Genomic DNA, 22,884 nt, shown 5'->3' with positions numbered 1-22,884 from the left:
TCCGAAACGAATCAGTCCGCGGGATGGACGTCGGTCACCGTTCCCACGCCCTTGCTGCGGCCCTCGCGGAAGACGAACTTCTGACCCTCCTCGACGAGGTACGGGCGGAACTTGAACCGGACGGTGGTCTCGCCCGTGTCGCCCGGCAGGAGCCGACCGTTCTCGGGGTAGAAGGCCGCGGCCTCGCCGATCGTCTCGAGGTGAACCACCGGTTCGTACCCCTCCCCGATTCGGGTGGGGTGATTGAGAACCATGACTTCGGCTTCGAACTCCCGGACGGGGTCCGGATCGGCGTCGCGGGGTAGGAGGACCATACCGCGTTCGACCGCGCTCTCCGCGATTCCCTTGAGTGCGATGCCGACGATCCGGCCCGCCTGGGCCTTGTCGACTCGGTGATAGTGCATCTCGATCGAGCGAACCTCGACCTCCTGGAACCGGCCGTCGGCCATCGGGCCGAGCAGGAGTTCGTCGCCGGCCTCGACCTCGCCGGCCATGACGGTGCCGGAGGCGACCGCGCCGACTCCCGTGACCGAGTAGCTTCGGTCGACGTACATCCGGAATTCGCCGGTGTCCTGGGACGTTTTAGGCAGCCGATCGAACAGTTCGTCCAGCGTCTCGAGACCGGCCATCGTGATCGCGCTGGTTTCGACGATCGGAACGACGCGCTCGCTGACCTCCTCGACGGCGGCGTCGACGCCGTGGCGGGCGACCCGCAGCGGCGATTTGTCGACCTCGCGGAGGAGTCGCTCGACCTCGCGTTCGACTTCCTCGATGCGCTCCTCGTCGACGGTGTCGGTCTTCGTGATCGCGACGATCGTCGGGAGGTCCGTGGCGAGCAGGACGCCGAGATGTTCGCGAGTCGTCCGGGTCGGCCCGTCGTCGGCGGCCACGACCAGCAGACCGTAGTCGAGTTTCTGCCCGACGAGGCCGCGGATCGTCGTCCGGAGCCACGGTTCGTGGCCGACGGTGTCGACGAAGGAGACGAGTCGATCGGCCTCCCGGACGACTTCGGCGCGATCGGCCTTACGGTTCGGATTCCGCACTCGAACGGGTCCGTCGCCGTCGAAGCCGTAGACGGCGTAGGAGAGATCTGCCGAGAGCCCGCGCTCGACCTCGTGGGGCTGCACGTCGAGAAACGCGCGCGTCGCACCGTCCCCGTCGTCGGGTTTGCCCGTTACGAGCGACCCCACCAGGGTACTCTTTCCGTGGTCGACGTGGCCCGCCGTCCCGACGACGACGTGTTCGTCGTCCGTCTCGAGGACGCCGCCCTCGCGAACCTGAGCGACGCCGACGAGCCCTTCGTTGATCCCCCAGGTCTGCACGTCTTCGATGTGTGCGTCGGCCTCCTCGGCCAGCAGGGAGAGGACGTCCATCGTCTCGGAGAAGGTGTCGGGATCGATGCCGGCGAGACCGCCGTTGTCGGTGACGCCGACGACGTACGTCGCCTCGCCGTCGCCCGAAAGGAGTCGGTGTCGGAGTTGCGCGGCCAGGCTCTCTCGTCGTCCACCCTCGAGGTGGACGTCTCGCGACAGTCGTTCCTTGAACTCGACGTTGCCACCGTCCTGTTCGCCACGGTCCAGGGCTCGCTCGAGGAGAGCCCGGTCACGGCTCATATCCCCTGGTAGCGGGGCACATGGCAAAAGCCTTCCCGTGTATTGACAATGTTTGACATGGTACAACTCCTGAATCGAAGAAAACTACGCCGACAGGGACTCGAACGCCGCGAAAACGTCCTGAAGTGTCCGAGATCGTCGCGTGGCCGCGCGACCGGGCCGAACGTGCCGGGGCCGCTTTCAAGCCCCTCGAGTCCGTACCTCGAGCCATGAGCGTCAGTGGCCTCTGTCAGATCTGTGAATCCCGTCCGGCCCAGGAGCGATGTTCCAACTGCGGGACGCTCGCGTGTGCGGTTCACTACGAGGACAGCATGGGGTTGTGTGCCGACTGCGCCTCGCAGGCTCAGCCGGGCCCCGGGAACGACGACGTGGAGATCAACCAGCTCTGACCCGACCGACGAAACCGAGGATGGCGATCTCGTGACCTCGATACGCGACCTGCTCGGCGACTCACTCGGCGTCGGCGAGACGTATCGGCTCCGACTCGAGGAGTACGACGGAACCCTCGTCGCCGACCACCCGAACGACGCCAGTCCGATGGACATCGCCGTCGTCGAGGGGCTGGCTCGCCTCGAGGAGCGGCCGCCGGCGGAGCCGGTCACGGTGGAAGTCGTCGCTCGAGTGGTCGACGGTCGTCTCGCGGGGCGGGTAGTCGATGCCGATCCGGACCACCGGTAGAACGCCGGCGAGAAGGCGACGGACCGCTACTCGTCTCGATACTGATTTAGCCGCTTTTTGAGTCGCTTCGCGGCTTGCCCGCTGGCGGTAGCGAACTCTTCACCGCGATCCTCGCCCGCGAAAATGATTCCGCGCGAGGAGTTGACGAGTCCGACGCCGTCGGCCAGCCCGTACTCGATCGCCGCTTCGGCGTCGCCGCCCTGCGCCCCGATTCCGGGGACGAGGAAGGGGAGATCCGGGACCTGCTCGCGGAGGTCCTCGAGTTCGTCGGGCTGGGTCGCGCCGACGACGAGCCCGACGTTGTCGTTTTCGTTCCAAAGATCCGCCAGCGCGGCCACTCGCTCGTAGACGGACTCGCCGGTCTCGAGTTCGAGGTCTTGCAGATCCGCGCCGCCCGGGTTCGAGGTTCGACAGAGAACGAACACGCCGGCCTCCTCGTTCGCCAGGAACGGCTGCAACGAATCGCGTCCCATGTAGGGGTTGACGGTGATCGCGTCGACGGTCTCGAGCAGCCGCGCGTACTGCCGCGTCGTGTTCCCGATATCGGCGCGCTTGGCGTCGAGCAGGACGGGTACGCCCTTCCCATGGGCGTAGGCGACGGTCTCCTCGAGGGCGCGCCAACCGTCCGGGTCCTCGTAGAAGGCCGCGTTCGGCTTGAAGACCGCGGCGTGCTCGTGGGTCGCATCGATAATGCGCCGGTTGAACGCCCACCTGGGGAGGTCGTGTTCGTGCAGGTGATCGGGAATGAGCGACTGGTCGGGATCGAGCCCGACCGAGACGACGCTGTCGACCGTTCGGATGCGGTCGTGCAGGCGATCGAAGAAGTTCATGCCGGGAGTGGTCACGCGATAGTCGAAAAGGTTGCTATACGCACCTATCGACCGGCAGCGAATCGGTATCAGTGCCGATCGGCCCGACAGCGGACGAGCAGTGGCATGCCACGGTACACCGAACCGTTCCAAATACTTTAGACATCAGCTACTTCGTTCCTATAATCGTTTGCCACTGTATGGGAATACGACAGAACGCGACGTCGTTCTCGCAGCGACTTCGCGAGCGAGTTCAATCGACGCTGACGAACGAGACGGAGACAGCGGCCGACGAAAGCGATCGGGGGAGAGGGGACAGCGTCTCGAGCAGGTTCGGCAATCTCTTCCACTGCTCGCGGTGTGGCGACGTCTACATCGCCACCGAGAAACGCGTCTGCTCGGGCTGTGACGAGGAGGTCGAACAGGTCAGCTCGACGCTGGCCTGCAACGGCCGCTAACGGTCCCGGACTCCGCTCTCGGTCGCTCGGATTCGCGATTCGTTTTCGTTATGCCTCGAGCACTTCGATCAGGTTCTCCTCAGGATCTCGCAGGAACATGATCGTCGTCCCGCTCTCGGTCGTCCGGGGCTCGCTGAGCGTCGGCACGTCCTCGGGGAGCGCCTCGGCGAAGGACTCGAGGTCGTCGACCGAGAGGCCGACGTGTGACGCGCCCGGCTGATTGAGCCCCGCCGCCGGAGAGCCCCGCGCTTCGGGCTCGTACTCGACGAGTTCGATCCGGGCTCCGTCCGCCTCGAGGTGCGCGAACTCCGCGCTCGCACCGTCGACGCCGACGGCGTCGGAGAACGCCTCGCCGCCGACGCTGAATCGGTCGGCGACCGAGAGGTCGAGCACGTCGCGGTAGAACGCGAGCGTCTCCTCGAGGTTGGCCACGGTGATTCCGACGTGGTGTGCGCTGAGGGCAGCCATGGTTCTGTCGTCCCAGCGCGGCGGAAAAACGCTTCCGTCTGATCGCCGGTGGCGACGGGGACGATCGCTCGAGACGCGCCGATTAGTGGGGGAGCCCGCATACTCCCGCCGTCTCGTTTTACGTCGGCCGCCGATAGGACGCCGCACCATGGGAGACGCAGCCATCATCATCCTCGCGGGTACCGAATCGCAGGCCGATACCGGCCGCCTCGTCAACGGGCTCGAAGCCGCCAGGGAGTTCGCGGAGACGGCCGGAGACGATCTGGCGTTGATCTTCGACGGGGCGGGGACGCAGTGGATCGAGGAACTCGAGGACGAGGGTCACCAGTACCACGACCTTTATCGGGCGGTCCGCGACGAGGTAGCGGTCTGTGACTACTGCGCGGGGACGTTCGGAGCGGACGAGGCCGTCGACGACGCCGGTATCGTGCGCCTCGACGAGAACGAGGGCCACCCGAGCGTCCGGTCGCTCGTCGACGACGGGTACGAGGTACTCACGTTCTGACGGCCGCGCTCGATCGCGGGTTTCCCGCCGTCCGCTCAGCGAGACGGTCACCCCAGCGATGTGGTGCACCGGTTGCCGTTACGCTAACTGGACATCGGCGACGCGTCGATCGCCGACTGGGTCTCGATAACCGACGACATCGACGAAGCCTGCCGGGCCCAGATCGACTACCGAGGAGCATCCCCTCATCCCCGACGAGGTCGAGGTCTACGGGTACGTCTACGAGGTCGAGAGCGGCGCGCTCCGCCGTCCCGGCGAACGGGTCTCCGAGGGGGTCAACACGCGCGTCTCGGAGTAAGCGCCCGCCGGCGTCTCGGCCCGCGATTCCCGTCCGCGTCCGCTCGCGATCAGTCGTCCGCCGTCGAGCCGTGGTCGCTCGCCTGATTTCGCAACTCGGCCGGCATCGCGGGCACGTCGCTCGCCGAAACCGACCCCTCGGCCTCGAGTTCGTCGATCGATTTCGGGAACTCGCGGAGTTCCTTGTGGATCGCGAGCCCCGCCTTCGCGCCCTGTCCCATCGCGACGGGGATCTGGTTGTGGCCGGGCGTCAGGTCGCCGACCGCGTAGAGCCCGTCGACCGACGTGCGGCCGTGGTCGTCGACCGCGACCGTGCCGTCGTCGTTTACGTCCGCGCCGAGGGACGCCGCGATTTCGTTGTTGTACTCGGAGCCGTACATCGCGAAGCCGCCGCGATACTCCCGGGTCGAGCCGTCGGCGAACTCGAGCGCCTCGAGCCAGCCGTCGTCGCCGTTTCTGACGCCCGTCACGTCCTCGCGAACGATGTCGATGGGATGGCCCTCGAGCAGGGTCGCGGTCTCGTCGCTCCAGGTCGGCTCGTCGCCCCGCGTCAGCAGGTCGACCTCGTCGGTGAAGTTGAGCATGATCATCGCGACGTGGGCCGCGCTCTCGCCGTGGCCCATCACGTAGACCGGCTCGTCGACGAACATGTAGGCGTCGCAGTGCAGGCAGTAGTGTAGCCCGCGACCGGTCCGGGGCAGCGGCGGGTCGGGTCGCTCGTCGCTGAAGCCGGTCGCGAGGACGACCTGTTCCGCGGCGGCCGGCCCTTCGGTCGTCTCGAGTGCGAACGAGTCGCCGGCGCGTTCGACACTGGTCACGAACTCCCGCCGGTAGTCGGCCCCGTAGGACCGGAGCTGGTCGACGGCCGTCGAGAGGAACTCGTTTCCCGACACCGACTCCGGCGTGCCGATGACGTTGTGCGTGTCCTGCATCATCGCCGCGCGGCCGCCGCCCCGGTCGAACACGGCGGTCTCGTGGCCGAGTCGCGCGGCGTACAGCGCGGCCGTCAGCCCCGCGGGGCCGCCGCCGACGACGGCGACGTCGTACCGCCGCTCCTCTGCGATCGAATCGCGGGTCGTCCCATCTGACTCACTCATAGTAACTCGGTTACCACTCCTCACGTATAATTATCAGCTATCGTGAAGGTAACTCGGTTACGGATCGGTAAGCGACCCCACGACAGCAGTCACGAATACATGGCGGCCGCGGCCGTTCGCCCCTCGGGAACGGCGGTGGGACGGTCCAGTTACCCGAACGGTCGAGAGTAACAGCTAGTAAGTCGGTTACAGGTGGTAACTATAAACGACGCCAGCGCCAACTCACGCGCATGGAAGAGTCGACACGGGAACTCGAGGTCTGGTGTGCGGGCGAGGAGTGGTGCCCGATCACCTCGACCGCAACGCTGCTCGGCAAGAAGTGGCACACCGTCATCGTCCACCGGCTGCTCGAGAACGGGCCGCTCGGGTTCAACGCCCTCGAGGAGGAGGTCGGCGGCATCTCGAGCAAGGTCCTCTCGGATGCGCTCGAGGACTTGGAGGAAAAACGCCTCGTGAACCGCGAGATCGTCAACGAGAAACCGGTCCGCGTCGAGTACTCGCTGACCGAACTCGGCGAATCGCTCGAACCGGTCATCGTGGAGATGCGCGACTGGGGACGCGAACACCTCGCGGCCGCGTCGGACGAATCGGATTCGATCGCCTGAGTCCGGCGTCCTCGGGCCGGTTCGCCGTTGCCGGACTGCGGCGCCGCAGTCCGGTCAGTAGTTATGTGGCTTCCCGTTCTCACGGTCGTTATGACCGATCCGTTCGTCGTCGTCGGCGGTGACGCAGCCGGAATGTCCGCGGCGAGCAAGGCCAGGCGCGAGGCGCCCGACCGGGAGATCGTCGTCTTCGAGAAGGGAGAGTGGGTGTCCTACGGCGCGTGCGGACTCCCCTACTACGTCAAGGGAGAGATCCAGTCGCTCGAGGAACTCGTCTCGGTCACACCCGAGGAGTTCCGCGAGGAGCGCGACATCGACCTCCGGACGGGCCACGAAGTCGTCGCCGTCGACACCGACGAGCGAACGGTCACCGCCGAGAGCGAGTCGGGGACGGTCACGCAGTCCTACGGCGACCTCCTGCTGGCGACCGGCTCGGAATCGGTCGTGCCGCCGATCGACGGCACCGACCGCGAGGGCGTCTACACGCTCGGCTCGATGAGCGACGGGAAGGAACTCCGCGAGTACGTGGCCCGCGCCCGCGACGGTGAGGGCTTCCAGCAGCCCGATCGGGGACCGGCCTGTCGCTACCTCGAGGACTGTGCGGGGCCGGTCGGCGTCGTCGGCGGCGGCTACATCGGGATCGAGATGGCCGAAGCGCTCGCTGCCAACGGGTTCGAGGTGAACCTCTTCCAGCGCGGCGACCGCGTGCTGAAGGGCTTTAGCGAGGCGACCAGCGAGTACGTCGTCGACCACCTCCGGGAAGAGGACGTCGCGCTCCATCTCGGCGCCGAAGTCACGGGACTCGCGGGCGGCGACCGCGTCGAGGCCGTCGTCACCGCAGACGACCGGATTCCGGTCGAGATGGTCCTGATCGGCACCGGCGTGCGACCCCGAACGGAGCTCGCGGAAGCCGCCGGAATCGAACGCGGCGCAACGGGGGCGATCGCGACCGACGCCTACCGCGAGACGAGCGCGCCGGACGTCTACGCCGCGGGCGACTGCGCCGAGGCCGCCCACGTCGTCACGGGCGAACCGGCGTACGTCCCGCTGGCGCTGACCGCCAATCGGCACGGTCGGGCGATCGGTCAGACCGTCACCGGGACGCCGACCGAAGGCGGCGGGGTCGCCGGGACGGCCGCCGTGAAGGCCTTCAACGTCGAGGCCGCGCGAACCGGAATTCTGGACCACGACGAGGCCCGCGCCGCCGGGTTCGATCCGGTAACCGAGACGGTGACGGCGAAGTCGCGCGCGGGCTACTACCCCGACGGCGGAAACGTGACGATCACGCTGACCGCCGACCGCGACTCCGAGCGCGTCCTCGGGGCCAGTCTCGTCAGCGAGTACGGCGAGGGGGCGGTGCATCGAAGCCACGCCGTCGTCGCGGCGCTCTCGGAGCGGGCCACCGTCGCCGACGTGGAGAACTACGACCTCGCGTACGCGCCGCCGTTCAACACCACGTGGGATCCCGTCCTGGTCGCCGCGAAGGTCCTCGGCGGAACGCTTCGGGGCTGACCGACCTCGAGCCGCGTTACCCCTCTGACCGGAGTTCCGGCAGGCCGGCCTCGATCTCGTCGCGCCGATCCTCGAGCCACTCGGGGAGAACGAGGCGCTCGCCGAGTTCCTCGAGGTCCTCGTCGACGGTGTATCCCGGTTCCTTCGTGGCGAACTCGAAGAGGACGCCACCGTGTTCGCGGGCGTAGACCGATTCGAACCACTTGCGGTCGATGATCTCGGTCGGCCGGAGCCCCTGCCCCTGAAGCACGTCGCGCCACTCGGGCTGGTCGTCTCTCGTCGTTCGAAACGCCACGTGATGGACGGTACCGGCACCGGGTTGTCCGCGCGGAGCCTGTGGCTCCTCACAGATATCGACGACGTATCCCAGCTCGCCGTCGCTCTCGTAGCGCCGACGGCTGCCGGCTTCGTCGGTTTCGCTGTATCCCATCGTCCGCAGGAGTTCCGCGGTCGGATCGGCCGTCGACAGCGAGAGCGTCACGCCGAAGAAGCCCCGAATCGCGTGCTCGTCGGGAACCGGTCCCTCGGGCGGATCGCCGGCGGGTGCATCGGATCGGGCGACCAGCTCGAGCGGGAGGCCGTCGGGATCCCGGAACGAAACGACGGTGTCGCCGAACCGCGTTCCCGTCTCGGCGTCGACGCCGGCGTCCGCCAGTCGGTTGGTCCAGAACTCGAGCGACTCGGCCGGGATCAGGAACGCGACCGCGCTGGCCTGGCCGGTTCCGACCCGTCCCGGACGGGCGTCGGTGTACGGGAAGAACGTCATGCTCGTTCCGGGGCTCCCGCCGTGGTCACCGTAGAACAGGTGATAGACCGAGACGTCGTCCTGATTCACGCTTCGCTTCACCAGACGGAGCCCGAGCGTCTCGGTGTAGAACTCGAGATTGCGACGGGGATCGCTCCCGATAGCGGTCACGTGGTGGATGCCGGGAATGTCTTCGGGCATACGAAGCCGTACGCGAGTCAGCGTCAATAAACCCGGGAACGAACGGAGAAGAGCGCAGGTGACGGGAGAAGATCGCCGGGAAGGACTGGAAAGACCGCTGTGGAGTGCCGTGGGTTCGGCTCCTCAGAAAATACTGTGTGCTCGAGCCGTCACGACTGCGGCTCTCGTGCGTCCGATTTCACAAACAGGGCCTCGTTGAGGGAGTAGACGTGCTGTCTGGCGTCCGCGAACGAGATTTGCGAGTCGACGAGGTCGTGCTCCTCGAGTTGCTGTAACGCGTAGCGGACCGTTCGAGCGGGGAGCATCGTCTCGTCGGCGAGTCGAGACTGGGTGAGACTTCCCTCGTGTGCGAGGACCGTCAGCACGAGTTTGGCGCTCGGCGGGGTCTCGTCGACGGCGTCCGGAGCGGTTTCCGCGGTGAGAACGACCTGGTCACTCATTTATCGTCCCTCTCGACGCGAACCGTCTTTAATGATGCCTTGCAGTCCGCGTCGTTCAACCAGCGGTCGTATCGTAGCCACTGACCGTCATCGTACAGCTGACCGCCTAGCGTTGCGATCAGTACGTAACTGGTTTCAGTGGCTACTATCGGAGCCCTCGCGGGGCCATCGGCAGCGTCACTCTCGGAGGAAATCGCTCGCGAGGTCGGGAAAGACCGTCTCCCCGAAGTGGACCGCGAGGACGACGACGATCGGACCGAGGAACAGCCCCCACCAGCCGAAGGCGAGCGTGCCGAGGAAGTAGCCGAGGAGGACGAGTCCCATGTGAACGCCGCTACGCGCGGAGAGGAACGACCGCGCGAAGAAGTCGGGGATGGTATCGATGACGACGAACGTGAGCGCGAAGAACGCGAGCGGGTGCCAGAGCGGCTTCGGGGTCGTCAGCGCGACGCCGAGGAGAACCAACCCGTAGGGGACGTAGACGATCTTCATCCCGACGGCCGGGATCAGCGTCCCGATCCCGATGAGCAGGGAGAGCAACACCGGCGTCCCGACGACGGTCCCGCCCGAGGCGACGAAATTGAGCCCGTAGTATATGACGACGGCGGCGGTGGCTGCCACCAGGATTACCGCCAAGTTGCTGAGAAAGACCGTCTCGAGGTCGTCGTCGACCGCCTGGGTGTACGAGACGATGTCGTCGTCGTGGTCGATACTCTCGTAGAACCACCGACGCAGTTTCTCGTCGTCCCGCAGGAGGTAGAAGAGAATCGTGAGCATGAGAAAGAACCGGGCGAGGACCGAGAATATCGCTCCGGCGATCGACAGCAGCTGACCGACGGCTCCCGGGACGCCCTGTCGAAGCGCACCCGCGAACGAGCCGCCGGAGCCGCTCCCGAGCGCGTCTCGAAGTTCACCGACGTTTCCCCGACGAATCGGCTGCAGATACGGTTCGAGGGTCGACCGGTAGGCCTCGAGGTCGCTCGCGGCGAGGAACTGATCGAGTTCCCTGAGCCCGACGATGCCCGCGTAGGCGACGACGGCGATCATCGGCAGGATGACGAACAGGATCGTGGCCGTCGCCGTCACGTTCGGATGGTCGATGACCCGATCGATCTGGCGGTAGAGCGGCCGCGTCGCGTAGTACAGGAAGACCGCGAAGAGCAACGGACCGATGTACCTGAAGAGAGCGAGTCCGATCAGCACCGCGAGGACTCCTCCGAGCACGACCCAGGCGACGCGCTTGCCGTCCCAACTGTCGAACACGCCCATGGTCACTGTCACAGGAGTGAGCGCCAAAAGCGCCCTGCCGGAAAGCAAAACGGTACTCGATGCGTGACCGTCAGCTCGAGGAACTGCCGTACGCGTCTCGGCGCTCGCCGACGACGATCGATCGCGCTGACGGAGTTACCCGATCACGGCTCGCGCTTGAAGGTATTCGACGCGGATCGCGTTGTCCCCGAACCAGTCCTCGAGCGCGGCGACCGCGTCCCGGCGGAGCGCGGCCCGCGCGTCGTCGTCGTTCATGCGCTGGAGGACGGGCGAAAGCGGACCGGACTCCTCGGCGAACTCCCGCCAGAAGTGGTGTGGCGTGGCGTAGCGGAACTCGAGCAGCCGACGTTGGAACGAGAGGGCGGCGACGTCGGCGAACTGCTCGCGGACGAACTCCGGCTTGCCCCACTGCAGGTGCGACCACGGATCGCTCGGCGGTTCGGCGACGTGGTCGGTCAGGACCGCTGTGAGGTCCCCGACGACGCCGTTGGGCGACCACGCGGTGAAACAGACTCGACCACCGGGTTTCGTTACGCGTCGGAGTTCCGCGCCGGCGCGGGCCGAGTCCGGCGCGAAGACGTGGCCGAAGTTCGAGAGGACCACGTCGAACGCGTCGTCCGGGACGGGAAGGGCCTCGGCGTCGCCGGTGAGCCAGCCGATATCGTCTTCGGCGGCGAGCGAGGCGTTGTCACGGGCCAACTCGAGCATTCCGTGAGCGAGATCGAGGCCGACGACGTTCGCGCCCGCTCGACGGGCCGTCAGCGCGGCGTTTCCGGTCCCGCAGCCGACGTCGAGGACGCGGTTGCCCGGATCGATCCCCGCGGTGTTGACCAGTCGTGCGATGGCGGGCAGCATGTTCGGTGCCATCGCGGGATACCGACCGGCCGACCAGACGTGTCTCGCCGATCGATCGCCGGGCTCGGTGGGATCGTCCATAGTCGGTGGTCGGTCGCCAGCGTCAAAAGTCGATAGCCGCCTCGAGTCCGCTCGTCGGGCTGCCGTCGAAGCGTTTCGATCTCGGCTGCCGGCCACTCCGCCGTCCCGAATGGCCCGCTCGTTGGGGTGAGTGAATCGTCCCCGCGAGCGAGCGCTTATCTGCCGCGGGGTGGACGGGCTGGGTATGACTCGCGTCGCACTGATCGCCCACGACGAGAAGAAGCCGGACCTCATCGAGTTCGCGCGGACTCACGAGGAACAACTGCGAGCATACGAACTGATCGCGACCGGAACCACCGGGCAGCGGCTCAGAGACGAGACTGATCTCGAGGTCGAACGCAAGGAGTCGGGACCGCTCGGCGGGGACCTGATGATCGGTGCGGAGGTCGCGGAGGGGAAACTCGACGGGATCGTCTTCCTCCGGGATCCGCTGCGAGCCCAGCCCCACGAGCCCGATATCTCGGCGCTGTTGCGGATCTGTGACGTTCGCGACACGGCGCTCGCGACGAACCTCGCCTCCGCGGCGTTCCTCATCGAGGGACTCGCGGAGTAGTTTCATCGCGGGCTCGCGAAATAGTTCCTCGTCGGCTCCGAGAATCGATCACTGCGGGGGAGCATCGATCTCGCATTTCCGCGAGGACACGCTATTTAATGCGTCGGCTTCGAACGTACTGGTATGACTGTCTACGAGAGCGACCTCCCCGGCGTCGGGAAGAAGTTCGAGGTCGAACTCGAGAACGGAGAACGGCTCGTCATCGTGACGCACAACACGGGGAAACGGGAGGTGTACCTGAAGGCGGACGCGGACGCGGACGGCGACAAGCTGTTCGAAGCCTCGGATCGGCTCGCCCGGAAGATCGGCACCATCCTGGAGGGGGCGTACTTCCAGCCGGTGCAGGCCGACCAGGTGGAAACGATGCTCTCCGAGGACACCTACCTCGAGTGGTACGGCGTCGCCGAGGGTGCCGAAGTCGCCGGCCAGAGCCTCGCCGAGGCGAACATCCGCGACCGGACGGGCGTCTCCATCGTCGCCATCCAGCGCGATGACGAGTTGATTTCGCCGCCGACGCCCGAGACGGTTCTCACGGTCGGCGATACGTTAGTCGTCACCGGCGACCGCGAGGGCTGTGCCCAGTTCGAGGAACTGCTCGGAGCCGGACTCGAAGAGTGATCGCCACGGATACATCCGCCGGAGGTGAGCGGTAGTGGCAACTGAAACGGCGCTCATCGACGTCGGCATCCTCTTTACCGCGGCCGCGTTCGCCGGCATTCTCTCGAGTCGGATCGATCAGTCGGTGATCCCCTTTTACATCATCATCGGCGTCGTGCTGGGCTCGAACGTACTCGGCGAACTTCCCGCGCTCGTCGGCAGCGAGGTCGGCGTCGGCGGCGTCTCGGTCGTCGTTCCAGAGGTGACGATCGGCGGGATGGACCTCCTGGCAGCGCTGGGCGGACTCGCGCTCGGCGAGACGGACTTCATCGTCGTCGGCGCCGAGATCGGGATCGTCCTCCTGTTGTTCTTTCTGGGCCTCGAGTTCAACCTGGATCGGCTGCTCGCGAGCAGGGATCGGATCGGCAAGGCGGGGACCGTCGATCTCGCGATCAACTTCGGGATCGGACTGATCTTCGGCTACCTCGTCTTCGGGGACTTTCTCGCGGCCTTTCTCACCGCCGGGATCGTCTACATCTCCTCGAGCGCGATCATCACGAAGTCGCTGATCGATCTGGGCTGGATCGCCAACAGCGAGGCCGAACCGCTGCTCGGGACGCTCGTCTACGAAGACCTGTTCATCGCGGTCTATCTGGCGATCGCGTCGGCGCTGGTGCTGGGCGGCGGCGACGTCGGGGCGGCCGCGGGCCAGATCGGCATCGCGATCGGCGTCATCCTCGCGCTGCTCGCACTCGTTACGTTCGGAACCGACTTCTTTCAGCGCTTTCTGGACGCCGACACCAACGAGTTCGTCGTCGTCCGAGCGCTCGGCGTCACGATCCTCGTCGCCGGGATCGCCCTCGCGATGGGCGTTAGCGAGGCCGTCGCCGCGTTCTTCGTCGGCATGACCTTCTCGTCGACCGACCACGTCCACGACCTCGAGCGACTGCTCGAACCGCTCCGGGACGCCTTCGCGGCGATCTTCTTCTTCTGGATCGGCCTCGTCACCGATCCGGGGCTGTTCACGCTCTCGATTCTCGGGATGATCGCCGCCGCCGTCGTCGTGACGACGCCGACGAAACTCGTCAGCGGCTACCTGGGCGGCCGGATCTACGGTCTCGACGACCGTCGCTCGCTCCGGGTGGGCTTCGGGATGGCCACCCGCGGCGAGTTTTCCTTGATCATCGCGAGCCTCGCGCTCTCGGGGGCCGGCAGCGGCATCGCGACGGTGACGGCACAGACGATCTACGCCTTCACCGTCGGCTACGTCCTCGTCATGAGCATCCTCGGCACGTCGCTCATGCAGTACTCGAGCCGGATCGAACCCGTCGTCGTCTCGGCGCTCGAGCGGCGGCGCTCCGGCTCCGCCGAGGCGGTACAGGAGTGAGAGCGGGGTGGCGTCTCCGAAGGGATAGCTTCAACCCGCTCGAGTCCCCTTTCACTCCTATGCCACAGGCGGTCGTCTTCGATCTCGATTACACGCTCGCCGTTCCCCAGCGGGATCGAGCGACGATTCTCGAGGATGCCACGACCGCAACCGGTGCGCCGTCGCTCACTCGCGACGCGTATCTCGCGGCCCACCGCCGGAATCTCACCACCGAGACGCGCGAGCCCATCTTCGCCGACCTGCTCGCGGACAGCGAGAGCGACGCCGACCCGGCCGCGGTCGCGACGGCCTATCGCGAGACGATCGCCGACGACCTCGAGGCGCTCCCCGGCGTCGAAGCCATGCTCGCGGACCTGCGCGGCGAGTACCGGGTCGGCCTGCTCACCAACGGCCCCGTCCGCGCCCAGCGGGACAAACTCGAGACGCTGGGCTGGGAGGACGCCTTCGACGCCGCGCTCGTGACGGGCGAACTCGAGGCCGGCAAGCCCGATCCGCGCGCGTTCCAGGCGATCACCAACGAGCTGGGCGTCGATCCCGCCGACGCGGTCTACATTGGCGACGAGGTCGAAGCCGATATTCGGGGCGCGACCGAGGCGGGGATGCGAGCGATTCAGGTACTGCTCGAGGACGGCTCCGAACCCGATTCGCGCGCGATCGGTCACGTCGAGCAGCGGGAAATCGCGGCGACGCTTCCGGAACTCGTTGCGACGCTCGAGTGAAACGGATCCTGTGAGATCCGTTTCGGCCTGACGAACGTTTTCTATAGACGAGCCGTTGCGCTCTCCACGGAATCGATCAGTACAGGGGAAGGGCAATGTCACTCGAGACTGGTCAACCGGCGTGCGGTGGCGCGCGCCGTGGGCCGACCGAACACCAGTGAGGTCGGCCAACGACGTTGCGCGAGGGATGAGCGAACGCTAGTGAGCGAATCGGCTGGGGAGGGTGTGGAAATTCCCTGTTGCCACGGTAGCAGGATACTCGATCGCGTTCCTTCTCATTAGAATCCATTTGGCGAAACAACCCTTCTATTAGTTCTAAAATGGCTTCTTCTGGCAACTAGGAGTGCCTCACTCTCCCCAGCCGATTCGCTCGGTCGCTCCGCTCCCTCGCTCATCCCTCGCGCAGCATCGTGCCGCGGTTCACAGTGGTTCGCGGCTCCCTGCGGTCACCGCTCACACCATCGAGGCCGTCACTTCGTTCGGGCCTCGCAGTTCACCGCGGCCCAGCGCGCGCCACCGCTCGAGGAATGGTCAATCAGGGGAGATCCGCCCTACGCGTCGGGTTCCTCGAGCCGCCGGCTCACGGTCTGTAACACGTCCGTGGCTCGCTTGACCTCGGCCCCGCTCTCGACGAACACGAGCGTTTTCGGCGGCTGCGTCGTCTTCGGCCGCACCCGGAGATCGACATCGGCTGCCGCCTCGGCCGCGACGTCTTGCCCCGCCTCGAGCTCGAGGTGCGCCCTGTCGTCGTGAACGAACGCGCGACCGATCCGCTCGTCGTGACGAGTGATGTCGTAGGCGCGAGCGCCGTCGGCCGTCGGTTCGACGTCTCGATCGGCGTTGGTCACGGCGAAGTGTGCGAGTTCGCCGTCCTCGCGGCCGTCGATTTCGCTCGAGAGGAGTTCGGCGATTCGGCGGCCGTCGGTGATCCGGTCGTCGACCATACCGACCGGTCGGGGCGGCGGGATTAACCGTCTTCGGTGTCGAGCACGGCCGATCGGGCGATCGGGGCGAGGTCGCCGACGTCGATCCCCTGACGGCGGGCGTAGACGACCGCGGCGGCCTCGATGGTCAGGCCGAGTTCCTGTTGCAGCGTGTTGATCGCGCCGACGGCCTCGTGTTTCTCCATCCCGTCGGCGACCAGCGAATCGAGCACGCGTTCGAACGCGGAGCGCTCTTGCAGGAGGTCCTCGCTCGGGGCGAACTCCTCGGGCACCGTCACCTCCGCGGGATCGAACGTCACCTCGAGGCCGTCGTCACCGCGCTCGAGGAGCCCTTCCCGTGTGGCGATGTCGATCAGCCGTTTGGCCTGATCGGGGGAGAACCAGTCCCGATCGAGCGAGAGGGCGACGACGACCTCGTTTTCCTTGAGGCGACGCGCGCCGTGCTGGATGAACGGGGCGGCGACCGCGACGCGAAGGCTCATCGGAGACGACTTGCTCGAGCGGTGAGAAAACGATGGCGGTTCCGGGCGATGCCCGTCTCCGAAATCACGGTCGGCGGACAGCGCGCGCCACCGCACGTCGGCCCGCGATCAGTCCGAGGCGCGGCCGCCGCTGCCACCACTGCCGCCGTTGCGGTCGGCTCGGGACGGCGGCGGGAATTCGGTGGCGGTTGCCTCCGGCGTTTCGGGGAGGACACAGCGGTCGGGTTCCCGGTTGACGTGGTAGTATTGCTCCGGCGCGTTCGCGAGGGGGTGTGCGGGGTTCTGGTCGCTGTCGATGCGGGCGGCCCGGACCTCGTCGAACCCGTTGAGTCGGGCCTGAATGCCGCGCCAGTGATACTGCGTCGCGGTCGGGACGGTAACCGGACGGGGAGATTTCCCGTCGGGATGACGGGTCGCGAGGATGGCGTTGTTGACGTTACTGGCGAGCGCGTCGTGATCGATGAGGACGCCGACGGCGGCGTCCCGCGGCGCTCGAGCGGCGAGGACGTCAAGTCCGAGATGCAACGCCCGATACTCGGCGACGTTGTTGTCCGGCGGCGTATCCGCGGTCGCGACGCGTGCGACGCGCGTGCCGTCGCGCGTTTCGATAACGGCACCCAGCCCACCACCAGCGTCCCGGAAGGACCCGTCGGTTGCGACGTAGAAATCACGATGGTGGGTCCGCGGGGGGTGGGCGATGTGGGGCGTGGGCGACTCGTCGAACAAGTCCCGCAGTGCGGGCCGGCCGTGAGCGGCCATATCAACGCGTAGGCTATTTGCACACTTAACGATACCGCCCGTGGTAACAGCTGACATTGTTTCACATGGGAGTCAGCCGTTCGACGCTATATCTGTGTGGTTCCCTCGAAAAAACTAACTAAGTATGACGGTCATCTTAATGAGACTGTTTCGGGCATTTTGAGGCTGAAACAGCTGAACTACCGATCATCGGGGGATCTCGGTTTCGACCGACCGGTCCGAACCCTATCTGTGTTGGCGGTAGGTGTAATACCGCCTGGTACTTGGTCAAGATATGAACCAGACGAACGCCAGCCGGATGGAAGCGGCGTGCTCTCTCCTCGCGGAATCCGAACGACGGTACCTGCTCTACCAGTTGGCGGACGACCGAACCGCAAACCTCGAGGATCTGGTCGCGCAGGTCGCCGCCTGGGAGCTCGACGTCCACGCCCACGCGGTCGACAAGGAGAGCAGACAACGAATGTACGTCTCGTTAGTCCACAACCACTTGCCGCGGCTCGAGGATTACGACATCATCGAATACGACCTGCGAAGCGGCGACATCGTGCTGGCAACGGGATTCGATGACGTCAAACCCCTCCTCGAGCAGTTCCGGCAGACCGAGGACGAACCCGAGATCCGCGAGCGACCGCCGCTCTAAAGCGCGCCTATTCTGAGTCCTCGTAACCCGCTGGAAGACGGCTGTCCGAGCCCGCAACAACACGGCTATCCGAGGCTGCGATCCGGTAGCGACGGATGTCGCTTCTTCAGCCCATGATGGAGACGGCTCAGTGGCGGCTCGATCCCGACCTTTCGAACCGAAATGTATAGGCGATTTCTCTCGAGACAGTCACCGTGTCCCGGTATCGAAACCTCGGTCTCTTTCTGACGCTCGCAACGTTGTGGGGCGCGGCGTTCGTCGCGATCAGTGCGGGGCTCTCGTATATTCCGCCGATCCTGTTCGCGGCGTTGCGCTACGACATCGCCGGCGTCGTGATGCTCGGCTACGCCGCGGTCGCCGTCGATCGATGGCGACCTCGCACCGGAGCCGAATGGCGGCAGGTCGCCGTCGGTGCCGTGCTCTTGATCGCGGCCTACCACGCGTTCCTCTTCGTCGGCCAGCAGCACACGACGGCGGCGGCCGCCGCTATTCTAGTGAGTCTCTCGCCGATTCTGAGCACCGGATTCGCTCGAGTGCTCGTTCCCGCAGACGCTCTCTCCCCGGTCGGCATCGTTGGCGTCGTCGTCGGCCTCGCCGGCGTCGCGGTCATCGTTCGGCCGGATCCGTCGAACCTCCTCGCGACCGGCATCGTGGCGAAGGGGCTCGTCTTCTGTGCCGCAGTGTCGTTCGCGCTCGGCAGCGTTCTCACTCGCCGTTTCGACACCTCGCTGCCGATCGAGACGATGGAGGCCTGGTCGATGCTCGGCGGCGCGCTCGTATTACACCTCGTCAGCGCCGCGATTCGCGAACCGCTCGAGCCGGCCGCGTGGACTCATCCCGAGGCGATCGGCGCGCTGGCCTATCTCTCGCTCGGCGCGAGCGCGATCGGTTTCCTCGTTTACTTCGACCTGCTCGAGCGACTGGGGGCCGTCGAGATCAATATGGTCTCGTACGTCGCACCGATCGTCACCGCGGTGGTCGGCTGGCTCTATCTCGGCGAGGTGGTCGATACCGCGACGCTGATCGGATTCTCGCTCATCGCGGTCGGTTTCTGTCTCGTCAAACGACGGGCGATCCGACGGGAGTTCGGCCACGTTCGATCGCGAGGCTCGAGCGAGTAGTCCGGCGCCGCTACCGGCGATGGGCGTGGCCGACGTACAGCGCGAGGAGATTGCCGGCGATCAGTCCGAGAAACAGAACGCCGTCGAACGAGGACGACAACCCGGTCGCGAGCACGGGGACGTACAGAATCGGCATTGCGATCGCCGTCCAGAATCCCGCGGCGCGGATCGGGGTGGCGAGCCCCGGTGTCGCTCGCTCGAGCATGCCATCTTCGTCATCACGACGTTCGCTCGGCGGGCTCGAGTCGGCGGATCGACGGTCGGTGGGGGAGGGTGGGCTCGCCATTGGGGGAGGTACGTATTCTCGGCGACGACGCAAATACCGGTCCGACCGTTTCGAATAATCGCGACTGATTCAACGGAATCGTCCGCAGTGAACGAGCGGTTTACCGATCGAAACGATAGTCATAGCCGCGATTAGGCAACTGATTCGCCCGCACAGGCCAACAGATCGCCGCGGTACTCCCGTACTCATTGAAACGATGTACACACTGATCGCAACGCTGTCGCTCGATCAAGTGGACAATGACTTTCAGTGGCACCTATAGCCGACAGTAGACGCAATCGAGCCGTGGTGCGTGACAGTCGACGAACGCGACCGGTCGAAATGGCGATCCGAATCCGATTCGCCGATCCGGACTCGACTCGCCGATTCGAACCCGATCTAGCTCAGAGTTTAAATGAGAAGGGGCGGCAACGCACGCCATGAGTGATATCGAACGCATCGAACGGCGGCTGTCGACCGTCGAACGCGCGGTCGTCGACGGCGATCTCGAACTGGCTGCCGTCGGCGACGCCGCGTCCCTCACCGAGGATCTCGCGGCTCTCACCGACCGGATCGACGCGCACGAGCAACGAATCGCCGATCTCGAGGGACGGATCGACGCACTCGACGGACTCGTCGGTTCCGTCGAATCCGTTAACGAGACCGTCGAGAAGCGGGCCAACGGGGCCGTCGCAGCCGTCGATCGGCTCGAGTACCGTATCGACGAACTCGAGCGCGTCCTCGACTCTCGCGACGCCGATGGAGTCAGGACCGCTCCCACCGATCGAGACGACGTCCCGCTCGAACGTGGCACTGAGACGGCCGACGGCGGAGGGGACCCCTCCGATAGCGACGGAGCGGGGATCCGAGGGAAGACGGCCGCGGCACCCGACTCGGCCACCGATGGATACGGTCGCGGGGCACTACTGCCAGTCGATTCGAACGAGCAAGCCGACGGCTCGCTCTCCGTCGAACAGACTGCCACGGAGATCGTCGCAGCACCGACCGGCGAAGGCGAGTGCCCAAACCGACAGGACGGGCGCAGTTTCGACGATCGAGCGGACTCGATGTCGACGAGCGCCGATAGCACCTGGAGCGGAAGGCAGGCCACACAGGACGCACTCGACTGCCGGCTCGCGGACTCGGCGAACGGCGACCGCTCGAGCGAGGGATCGGTGTCGAACGAGGAACCAGCGTCGAACGTGGACGACGAACCCGGAGACGGCGTATTAGAATCACTTCGGTCGAAGCTCCCGTGATCCGGATCGTCGTCGCCGTTTTGCTCGCGGTCGCCCTCATCGTTCTCGCCGTCCCGGCGATCGAGCGGGGTGCATCGCTGAACACGCAACGGCAGGTCGAAACGAGCATCGCGGCGATCGACGATGCGGCGACGTCGCTCGTGGAAACGGAAGAGATCTCTCCCGACGACCATCCGAACCCCAGGCGAGTCGTCGACGTGCAATTGCCTCGAGGATCGCTCACGACCGAATCCGTCGCTCACTTCGAGATCATTGTGGCGGAAACCGGACGGTACAGCTCCGTTCGGTACGTTCTCGACGACGGGACAACGCGGACCGGGGTGATCGACGAACCAGTGGTCTGGAACGACCCACACGGGAACGAATCGGTCGAACTCGACGGAGCTGGTGAGGTGCAACTCGTGTTGTCGCTACACGCTGACGAGAACCGAACACCGATCGTCGTCGCCACCCGTGCTCGAGTTTAAAATGGATGCCGCTGCCAGCATCGGTATGTCTCCGGACGGGATCACGCGCCTTCGATCGGTCGTCGACGATCTGGCCCTCGGCGGCGTGTTCGGAAGCCGAACCGACACTCCCTCGTCGTGTGGCTGCACCGTATCGTTCGACGACGAGACGCTCGTTCTCGACGCGACCGACTGCGACGGCGACCTCGAGAACGCGACCGCCTGCCGTCGAACGGCGATCGAAGCGCTCGCCGATCGAGCGGCTACACGAATCGTCGTCAGATCGAACGGCCTCGAACGCCGGTACGCCGACCGCGGCGTCGACCTCCTCGAGTCCGCCGGGCGGTTCATCTCGCTGCTCGGCGAGCGCGACGAGCGGCTGGCCGCGGCCGCTGCGCGGGACCCGATCGCCGTCGCTTCGGAGGTCCGAACGAGAGCCGGACCGATCGCCGATATTGGCGTCGAATCGGGGCTGATCGCGGCGGCGACCGGTCTCGAGAGCGACGAGACGGTCCTGCCCGCCACCGTCGGGCTCACCATCGGCCAGTACTTCGTCGACCGAACGATCGACGACGGCGCGCATCTCCGAGACCTCCAGTCGCTGCGGACGGGAAGCGAGGTGCGGATCTACGGCCGGCCCGGCGACGTTCCGCGCTACGCCCTCGACGTGGTCGATACGTCCCTTTCCGACGCGGACCGACGACGGCTCCTCGAGGGATACGAGGCGATCGCCGAGGGAGTCGTCGAGGGCGACCGCGCGCCCTCCCGAGCGATCGAGTACGCCAGCGACGGGCCGGCCGACCCGCTCTTGACGGCTATTCTGACGAAGCACACGAGCGGGTACGGGATTCTCGAGGACCTGTTCGCCGATCCGCGCGTCACCGACGTGTACGTCACGTCGCCGGTGGCAGCGAACCCGATTCGCGTCGTCGTCGACGGAGAGTCGATGCCCACGAACGTCCAGCTCACGCCCAGCGGTGCGCGAGCACTCGCCTCGCGGGTTCGCCGCACCAGCGGGCGGGCGTTCTCCCGGGCGAGTCCGACGGTCGACGCGACGGCCTCGCTCGGAGACGGTACCGGGATTCGGGTCGCGGGTGTCACAGATCCGGTCGCGGACGGAATCGCCTTCGCCTTCCGGGAGCAGCCCGCTGACGAGTTCACGCTCCCGGCGCTCGTCGCGAACGGAACCGTCCCTGCAGCGGTCGCGGCGTTTCTCTCGGTCGCCGTCGAACGCAACGCTGCGACCCTCATCGCCGGAACCCGGGGATCGGGGAAGACGACGCTACTGGGGACGCTCCTGTACGAACTCACACCGAAAACGAGGACGGTTCTGATCGAAGATACGCCCGAGCTCCCGGTGGAGGCGTTGCAGTCGGTCGGCCGCGACGTGCAGGCGCTCCGAACCGGAACCGGCGACGGTCCCGAAATATCGGCCGCGGAAGCGCTCAGGACTGCGCTTCGTCTCGGCGACGGAGCCCTCGTTGTCGGCGAAATCCGCGGTGAAGAAGCACAGGTCCTCTACGAGGCCATGCGGGTCGGTGCGAACGCCAACGCAGTACTGGGAACGATACACGGCGACGGTGCCGACGACGTCTACGAGCGGGTCGTTTCTGACCTCGGTGTCGAACCGTCGTCGTTCGGTGCGACGGACATCGTCGTCACCGTTCAGGCCTACCGGGCCCCCGACGGACGAAATCGACGACTCGCCAGGGTCGAGGAAGTCGTCGGGAACGGCGACGACATCCGGTTCGAATCGTTGTACGAACTCGAGGGCGACCGCGCCGTCGCGACGAGGCGGATCGATCGCGGCGAGAGTCGGATCGTGAACCGACTCGCCGGGCCGACTGAAGACTACGCCGCCGTTCGGCGGGCGATTTCCTCGCGAACCGAACTCCTGTCGACGCTCGCGAACGACGGCCGAACGAGCCCACAGGCGGTCGCGACAGCGTACGCCGACCGCGGCGACCAGAGAGGAGATGTCTCGCGGATCGGCGAGACGGCTCACACCGATCGGACCGACGAGTCACCAGCTATCGATCGGACCGACAAGCCACCAGCTACCGATCGAGGCGGCGAGTGATC

General features: G+C 66.2%; 27 protein-coding genes and 1 pseudogene. 16 read left to right on the top strand and 12 right to left on the bottom strand.

Features of this window, described 5'->3' with window-relative positions:
- Nucleotides 1-11 precede the first annotated feature (11 nt).
- Nucleotides 12-1,613 (bottom strand): GTP-binding protein, encoded by a 1,602-nt coding sequence (locus tag LDH74_RS12890; protein WP_226039122.1) that lies wholly within the window; start codon nt 1,611-1,613, stop codon nt 12-14.
- 209 nt (nt 1,614-1,822) lie between these two features.
- Between LDH74_RS12890 and LDH74_RS12885 the strand changes: the two genes are divergently transcribed.
- Both LDH74_RS12885 and LDH74_RS12880 read left to right on the top strand, forming a co-directional pair.
- Nucleotides 1,823-2,002, top strand: a complete 180-nt coding sequence (locus tag LDH74_RS12885; RefSeq protein WP_226039121.1) for a hypothetical protein — start codon at nt 1,823-1,825, stop codon at nt 2,000-2,002.
- A gap of 31 nt (nt 2,003-2,033) precedes the next feature.
- Nucleotides 2,034-2,291, top strand: coding sequence for a hypothetical protein (locus tag LDH74_RS12880; RefSeq protein WP_226039120.1), 258 nt, complete (start codon nt 2,034-2,036; stop codon nt 2,289-2,291).
- 26 nt (nt 2,292-2,317) lie between these two features.
- Here the strand turns inward: LDH74_RS12880 and pyrF are convergent, their stop codons facing one another.
- Nucleotides 2,318-3,121 carry an orotidine-5'-phosphate decarboxylase gene (gene pyrF, locus LDH74_RS12875; RefSeq protein ID WP_226039119.1) on the bottom strand — a complete coding sequence of 268 codons (804 nt, stop codon included), beginning with the start codon at nt 3,119-3,121 and terminating at the stop codon, nt 2,318-2,320.
- A gap of 179 nt (nt 3,122-3,300) precedes the next feature.
- On the opposite strand from pyrF, the gene LDH74_RS12870 reads away from it, so the two are divergent.
- Nucleotides 3,301-3,558, top strand: coding sequence for a hypothetical protein (locus tag LDH74_RS12870; RefSeq protein ID WP_226039118.1), 258 nt, complete (start codon nt 3,301-3,303; stop codon nt 3,556-3,558).
- Between the two features lie 48 nt (nt 3,559-3,606).
- Here the strand turns inward: LDH74_RS12870 and LDH74_RS12865 are convergent, their stop codons facing one another.
- A complete protein-coding gene (locus LDH74_RS12865) occupies nt 3,607-4,026 on the bottom strand; it encodes a VOC family protein (protein WP_226039117.1) in 420 nt (139 codons plus the stop codon).
- A 148-nt stretch (nt 4,027-4,174) separates the two neighbouring features.
- On the opposite strand from LDH74_RS12865, the gene LDH74_RS12860 reads away from it, so the two are divergent.
- Nucleotides 4,175-4,531: a DsrE family protein gene (locus tag LDH74_RS12860; protein ID WP_226039116.1), complete on the top strand. Its 357-nt coding sequence runs from the start codon at nt 4,175-4,177 to the stop codon at nt 4,529-4,531.
- A gap of 87 nt (nt 4,532-4,618) precedes the next feature.
- Nucleotides 4,619-4,829, top strand: a pseudogene (locus tag LDH74_RS26655) (carbonic anhydrase); the annotation flags it as partial.
- A 49-nt stretch (nt 4,830-4,878) separates the two neighbouring features.
- Here LDH74_RS26655 and LDH74_RS12855 read toward each other — a convergent pair.
- Complete coding sequence (locus tag LDH74_RS12855; RefSeq protein ID WP_226039115.1) at nt 4,879-5,925, bottom strand: NAD(P)/FAD-dependent oxidoreductase; 1,047 nt, start codon at nt 5,923-5,925, stop codon at nt 4,879-4,881.
- Nucleotides 5,926-6,155: 230 nt separating this feature from the next.
- On the opposite strand from LDH74_RS12855, the gene LDH74_RS12850 reads away from it, so the two are divergent.
- The gene (locus LDH74_RS12850) at nt 6,156-6,530 is read left to right on the top strand and encodes a helix-turn-helix domain-containing protein (RefSeq protein WP_226039114.1); all 375 of its coding nucleotides are present in this window, start codon (nt 6,156-6,158) and stop codon (nt 6,528-6,530) included.
- Between the two features lie 90 nt (nt 6,531-6,620).
- Nucleotides 6,621-8,039: an FAD-dependent oxidoreductase gene (locus tag LDH74_RS12845; RefSeq protein ID WP_226039113.1), complete on the top strand. Its 1,419-nt coding sequence runs from the start codon at nt 6,621-6,623 to the stop codon at nt 8,037-8,039.
- A gap of 16 nt (nt 8,040-8,055) precedes the next feature.
- On the opposite strand, the gene LDH74_RS12840 is transcribed toward LDH74_RS12845, so the two are convergent.
- The 4 genes from LDH74_RS12840 to LDH74_RS12825 all read right to left on the bottom strand — a co-directional run bounded on the left by LDH74_RS12840 (nt 8,056) and on the right by LDH74_RS12825 (nt 11,630).
- The gene (locus LDH74_RS12840) at nt 8,056-8,985 is read right to left on the bottom strand and encodes a ring-cleaving dioxygenase (protein ID WP_226039112.1); all 930 of its coding nucleotides are present in this window, start codon (nt 8,983-8,985) and stop codon (nt 8,056-8,058) included.
- Between the two features lie 149 nt (nt 8,986-9,134).
- Nucleotides 9,135-9,425: a helix-turn-helix domain-containing protein gene (locus LDH74_RS12835; protein WP_226039111.1), complete on the bottom strand. Its 291-nt coding sequence runs from the start codon at nt 9,423-9,425 to the stop codon at nt 9,135-9,137.
- A 177-nt stretch (nt 9,426-9,602) separates the two neighbouring features.
- Nucleotides 9,603-10,694 carry an AI-2E family transporter gene (locus LDH74_RS12830; protein ID WP_226039110.1) on the bottom strand — a complete coding sequence of 364 codons (1,092 nt, stop codon included), beginning with the start codon at nt 10,692-10,694 and terminating at the stop codon, nt 9,603-9,605.
- Nucleotides 10,695-10,829: 135 nt separating this feature from the next.
- Entirely contained in the window at nt 10,830-11,630 is an 801-nt protein-coding gene (locus tag LDH74_RS12825) for a methyltransferase domain-containing protein (protein ID WP_226039109.1), read from the bottom strand.
- Between the two features lie 184 nt (nt 11,631-11,814).
- Between LDH74_RS12825 and LDH74_RS12820 the strand changes: the two genes are divergently transcribed.
- The 4 genes from LDH74_RS12820 (at nt 11,815) to LDH74_RS12805 (ending at nt 14,886) form a co-directional block, all read left to right on the top strand.
- Nucleotides 11,815-12,183 (top strand): methylglyoxal synthase, encoded by a 369-nt coding sequence (locus LDH74_RS12820; RefSeq protein WP_226039108.1) that lies wholly within the window; start codon nt 11,815-11,817, stop codon nt 12,181-12,183.
- A 123-nt stretch (nt 12,184-12,306) separates the two neighbouring features.
- Entirely contained in the window at nt 12,307-12,801 is a 495-nt protein-coding gene (locus LDH74_RS12815) for a TrkA C-terminal domain-containing protein (RefSeq protein ID WP_226039107.1), read from the top strand.
- Nucleotides 12,802-12,835: 34 nt separating this feature from the next.
- The gene (locus LDH74_RS12810) at nt 12,836-14,167 is read left to right on the top strand and encodes a cation:proton antiporter (protein ID WP_226039106.1); all 1,332 of its coding nucleotides are present in this window, start codon (nt 12,836-12,838) and stop codon (nt 14,165-14,167) included.
- Between the two features lie 59 nt (nt 14,168-14,226).
- Nucleotides 14,227-14,886, top strand: coding sequence for an HAD family hydrolase (locus tag LDH74_RS12805; protein ID WP_226039105.1), 660 nt, complete (start codon nt 14,227-14,229; stop codon nt 14,884-14,886).
- Nucleotides 14,887-15,437: 551 nt separating this feature from the next.
- Here the strand turns inward: LDH74_RS12805 and LDH74_RS12800 are convergent.
- The 3 genes from LDH74_RS12800 to LDH74_RS12790 all read right to left on the bottom strand — a co-directional run bounded on the left by LDH74_RS12800 (nt 15,438) and on the right by LDH74_RS12790 (nt 17,071).
- A complete protein-coding gene (locus LDH74_RS12800) occupies nt 15,438-15,830 on the bottom strand; it encodes a hypothetical protein (protein ID WP_226039104.1) in 393 nt (130 codons plus the stop codon).
- A gap of 23 nt (nt 15,831-15,853) precedes the next feature.
- Nucleotides 15,854-16,312 (bottom strand): DUF2240 family protein, encoded by a 459-nt coding sequence (locus LDH74_RS12795; protein WP_226039103.1) that lies wholly within the window; start codon nt 16,310-16,312, stop codon nt 15,854-15,856.
- Between the two features lie 108 nt (nt 16,313-16,420).
- Nucleotides 16,421-17,071 (bottom strand): ribonuclease H, encoded by a 651-nt coding sequence (locus tag LDH74_RS12790; protein WP_226039102.1) that lies wholly within the window; start codon nt 17,069-17,071, stop codon nt 16,421-16,423.
- A gap of 274 nt (nt 17,072-17,345) precedes the next feature.
- Here LDH74_RS12790 and LDH74_RS12785 point away from each other — a divergent pair, with 274 nt between their 5' ends.
- Together LDH74_RS12785 and LDH74_RS12780 are read left to right on the top strand one after the other, a co-directional pair.
- Entirely contained in the window at nt 17,346-17,711 is a 366-nt protein-coding gene (locus LDH74_RS12785; protein WP_226039101.1) for a hypothetical protein, read from the top strand.
- Between the two features lie 194 nt (nt 17,712-17,905).
- A complete protein-coding gene (locus LDH74_RS12780) occupies nt 17,906-18,832 on the top strand; it encodes a DMT family transporter (protein ID WP_226039100.1) in 927 nt (308 codons plus the stop codon).
- A 10-nt stretch (nt 18,833-18,842) separates the two neighbouring features.
- Here LDH74_RS12780 and LDH74_RS12775 read toward each other — a convergent pair whose 3' ends face one another.
- Nucleotides 18,843-19,118 carry a hypothetical protein gene (locus LDH74_RS12775; protein ID WP_226039099.1) on the bottom strand — a complete coding sequence of 92 codons (276 nt, stop codon included), beginning with the start codon at nt 19,116-19,118 and terminating at the stop codon, nt 18,843-18,845.
- 419 nt (nt 19,119-19,537) lie between these two features.
- Between LDH74_RS12775 and LDH74_RS12770 the strand changes: the two genes are divergently transcribed.
- From LDH74_RS12770 to LDH74_RS12760, 3 genes are read left to right on the top strand one after another with little or no spacing between them, the layout of a single operon-like run.
- On the top strand, nt 19,538-20,356 hold the full coding sequence (locus tag LDH74_RS12770) for a hypothetical protein (protein ID WP_226039098.1): 819 nt from the start codon (nt 19,538-19,540) through the stop codon (nt 20,354-20,356).
- Nucleotides 20,353-20,823, top strand: a complete 471-nt coding sequence (locus LDH74_RS12765; RefSeq protein ID WP_226039097.1) for a hypothetical protein — start codon at nt 20,353-20,355, stop codon at nt 20,821-20,823. Before LDH74_RS12770 ends, LDH74_RS12765 begins: the two co-directional genes overlap by 4 nt.
- 25 nt (nt 20,824-20,848) lie before the next feature.
- Nucleotides 20,849-22,882, top strand: coding sequence for a type II/IV secretion system ATPase subunit (locus LDH74_RS12760; RefSeq protein ID WP_226039096.1), 2,034 nt, complete (start codon nt 20,849-20,851; stop codon nt 22,880-22,882).
- Nucleotides 22,883-22,884: the final 2 nt, after the last annotated feature.

The sequence above is a fragment of the Natrinema sp. DC36 genome (genome assembly GCF_020405225.1).
Taxonomy (GTDB): domain Archaea; phylum Halobacteriota; class Halobacteria; order Halobacteriales; family Natrialbaceae; genus Natrinema.
The sequence above is the reverse complement of the archived record's forward strand: the minus strand, read 5'-3'. Positions and strand labels throughout refer to the sequence as shown.

Bases quoted from the DNA above. Each gene is read 5' to 3' on its own strand.
- LDH74_RS12890 (WP_226039122.1), bottom strand. From the start codon at position 1,613: ATGAGCCGTGACCGGGCTCTCCTCGAGCGAGCCCTGGACCGTGGCGAA.
- LDH74_RS12885 (WP_226039121.1), top strand. From the start codon at position 1,823: ATGAGCGTCAGTGGCCTCTGTCAGATCTGTGAATCCCGTCCGGCCCAG.
- pyrF (WP_226039119.1), bottom strand. From the start codon at position 3,121: ATGAACTTCTTCGATCGCCTGCACGACCGCATCCGAACGGTCGACAGC.
- LDH74_RS12870 (WP_226039118.1), top strand. From the start codon at position 3,301: ATGGGAATACGACAGAACGCGACGTCGTTCTCGCAGCGACTTCGCGAG.
- LDH74_RS12865 (WP_226039117.1), bottom strand. From the start codon at position 4,026: ATGGCTGCCCTCAGCGCACACCACGTCGGAATCACCGTGGCCAACCTC.
- LDH74_RS12860 (WP_226039116.1), top strand. From the start codon at position 4,175: ATGGGAGACGCAGCCATCATCATCCTCGCGGGTACCGAATCGCAGGCC.
- LDH74_RS12855 (WP_226039115.1), bottom strand. From the start codon at position 5,925: ATGAGTGAGTCAGATGGGACGACCCGCGATTCGATCGCAGAGGAGCGG.
- LDH74_RS12850 (WP_226039114.1), top strand. From the start codon at position 6,156: ATGGAAGAGTCGACACGGGAACTCGAGGTCTGGTGTGCGGGCGAGGAG.
- LDH74_RS12845 (WP_226039113.1), top strand. From the start codon at position 6,621: ATGACCGATCCGTTCGTCGTCGTCGGCGGTGACGCAGCCGGAATGTCC.
- LDH74_RS12840 (WP_226039112.1), bottom strand. From the start codon at position 8,985: ATGCCCGAAGACATTCCCGGCATCCACCACGTGACCGCTATCGGGAGC.
- LDH74_RS12835 (WP_226039111.1), bottom strand. From the start codon at position 9,425: ATGAGTGACCAGGTCGTTCTCACCGCGGAAACCGCTCCGGACGCCGTC.
- LDH74_RS12830 (WP_226039110.1), bottom strand. From the start codon at position 10,694: ATGGGCGTGTTCGACAGTTGGGACGGCAAGCGCGTCGCCTGGGTCGTG.
- LDH74_RS12825 (WP_226039109.1), bottom strand. From the start codon at position 11,630: ATGGACGATCCCACCGAGCCCGGCGATCGATCGGCGAGACACGTCTGG.
- LDH74_RS12820 (WP_226039108.1), top strand. From the start codon at position 11,815: ATGACTCGCGTCGCACTGATCGCCCACGACGAGAAGAAGCCGGACCTC.
- LDH74_RS12815 (WP_226039107.1), top strand. From the start codon at position 12,307: ATGACTGTCTACGAGAGCGACCTCCCCGGCGTCGGGAAGAAGTTCGAG.
- LDH74_RS12805 (WP_226039105.1), top strand. From the start codon at position 14,227: ATGCCACAGGCGGTCGTCTTCGATCTCGATTACACGCTCGCCGTTCCC.
- LDH74_RS12800 (WP_226039104.1), bottom strand. From the start codon at position 15,830: ATGGTCGACGACCGGATCACCGACGGCCGCCGAATCGCCGAACTCCTC.
- LDH74_RS12795 (WP_226039103.1), bottom strand. From the start codon at position 16,312: ATGAGCCTTCGCGTCGCGGTCGCCGCCCCGTTCATCCAGCACGGCGCG.
- LDH74_RS12790 (WP_226039102.1), bottom strand. From the start codon at position 17,071: ATGGCCGCTCACGGCCGGCCCGCACTGCGGGACTTGTTCGACGAGTCG.
- LDH74_RS12785 (WP_226039101.1), top strand. From the start codon at position 17,346: ATGAACCAGACGAACGCCAGCCGGATGGAAGCGGCGTGCTCTCTCCTC.
- LDH74_RS12775 (WP_226039099.1), bottom strand. From the start codon at position 19,118: ATGGCGAGCCCACCCTCCCCCACCGACCGTCGATCCGCCGACTCGAGC.
- LDH74_RS12770 (WP_226039098.1), top strand. From the start codon at position 19,538: ATGAGTGATATCGAACGCATCGAACGGCGGCTGTCGACCGTCGAACGC.
- LDH74_RS12760 (WP_226039096.1), top strand. From the start codon at position 20,849: ATGTCTCCGGACGGGATCACGCGCCTTCGATCGGTCGTCGACGATCTG.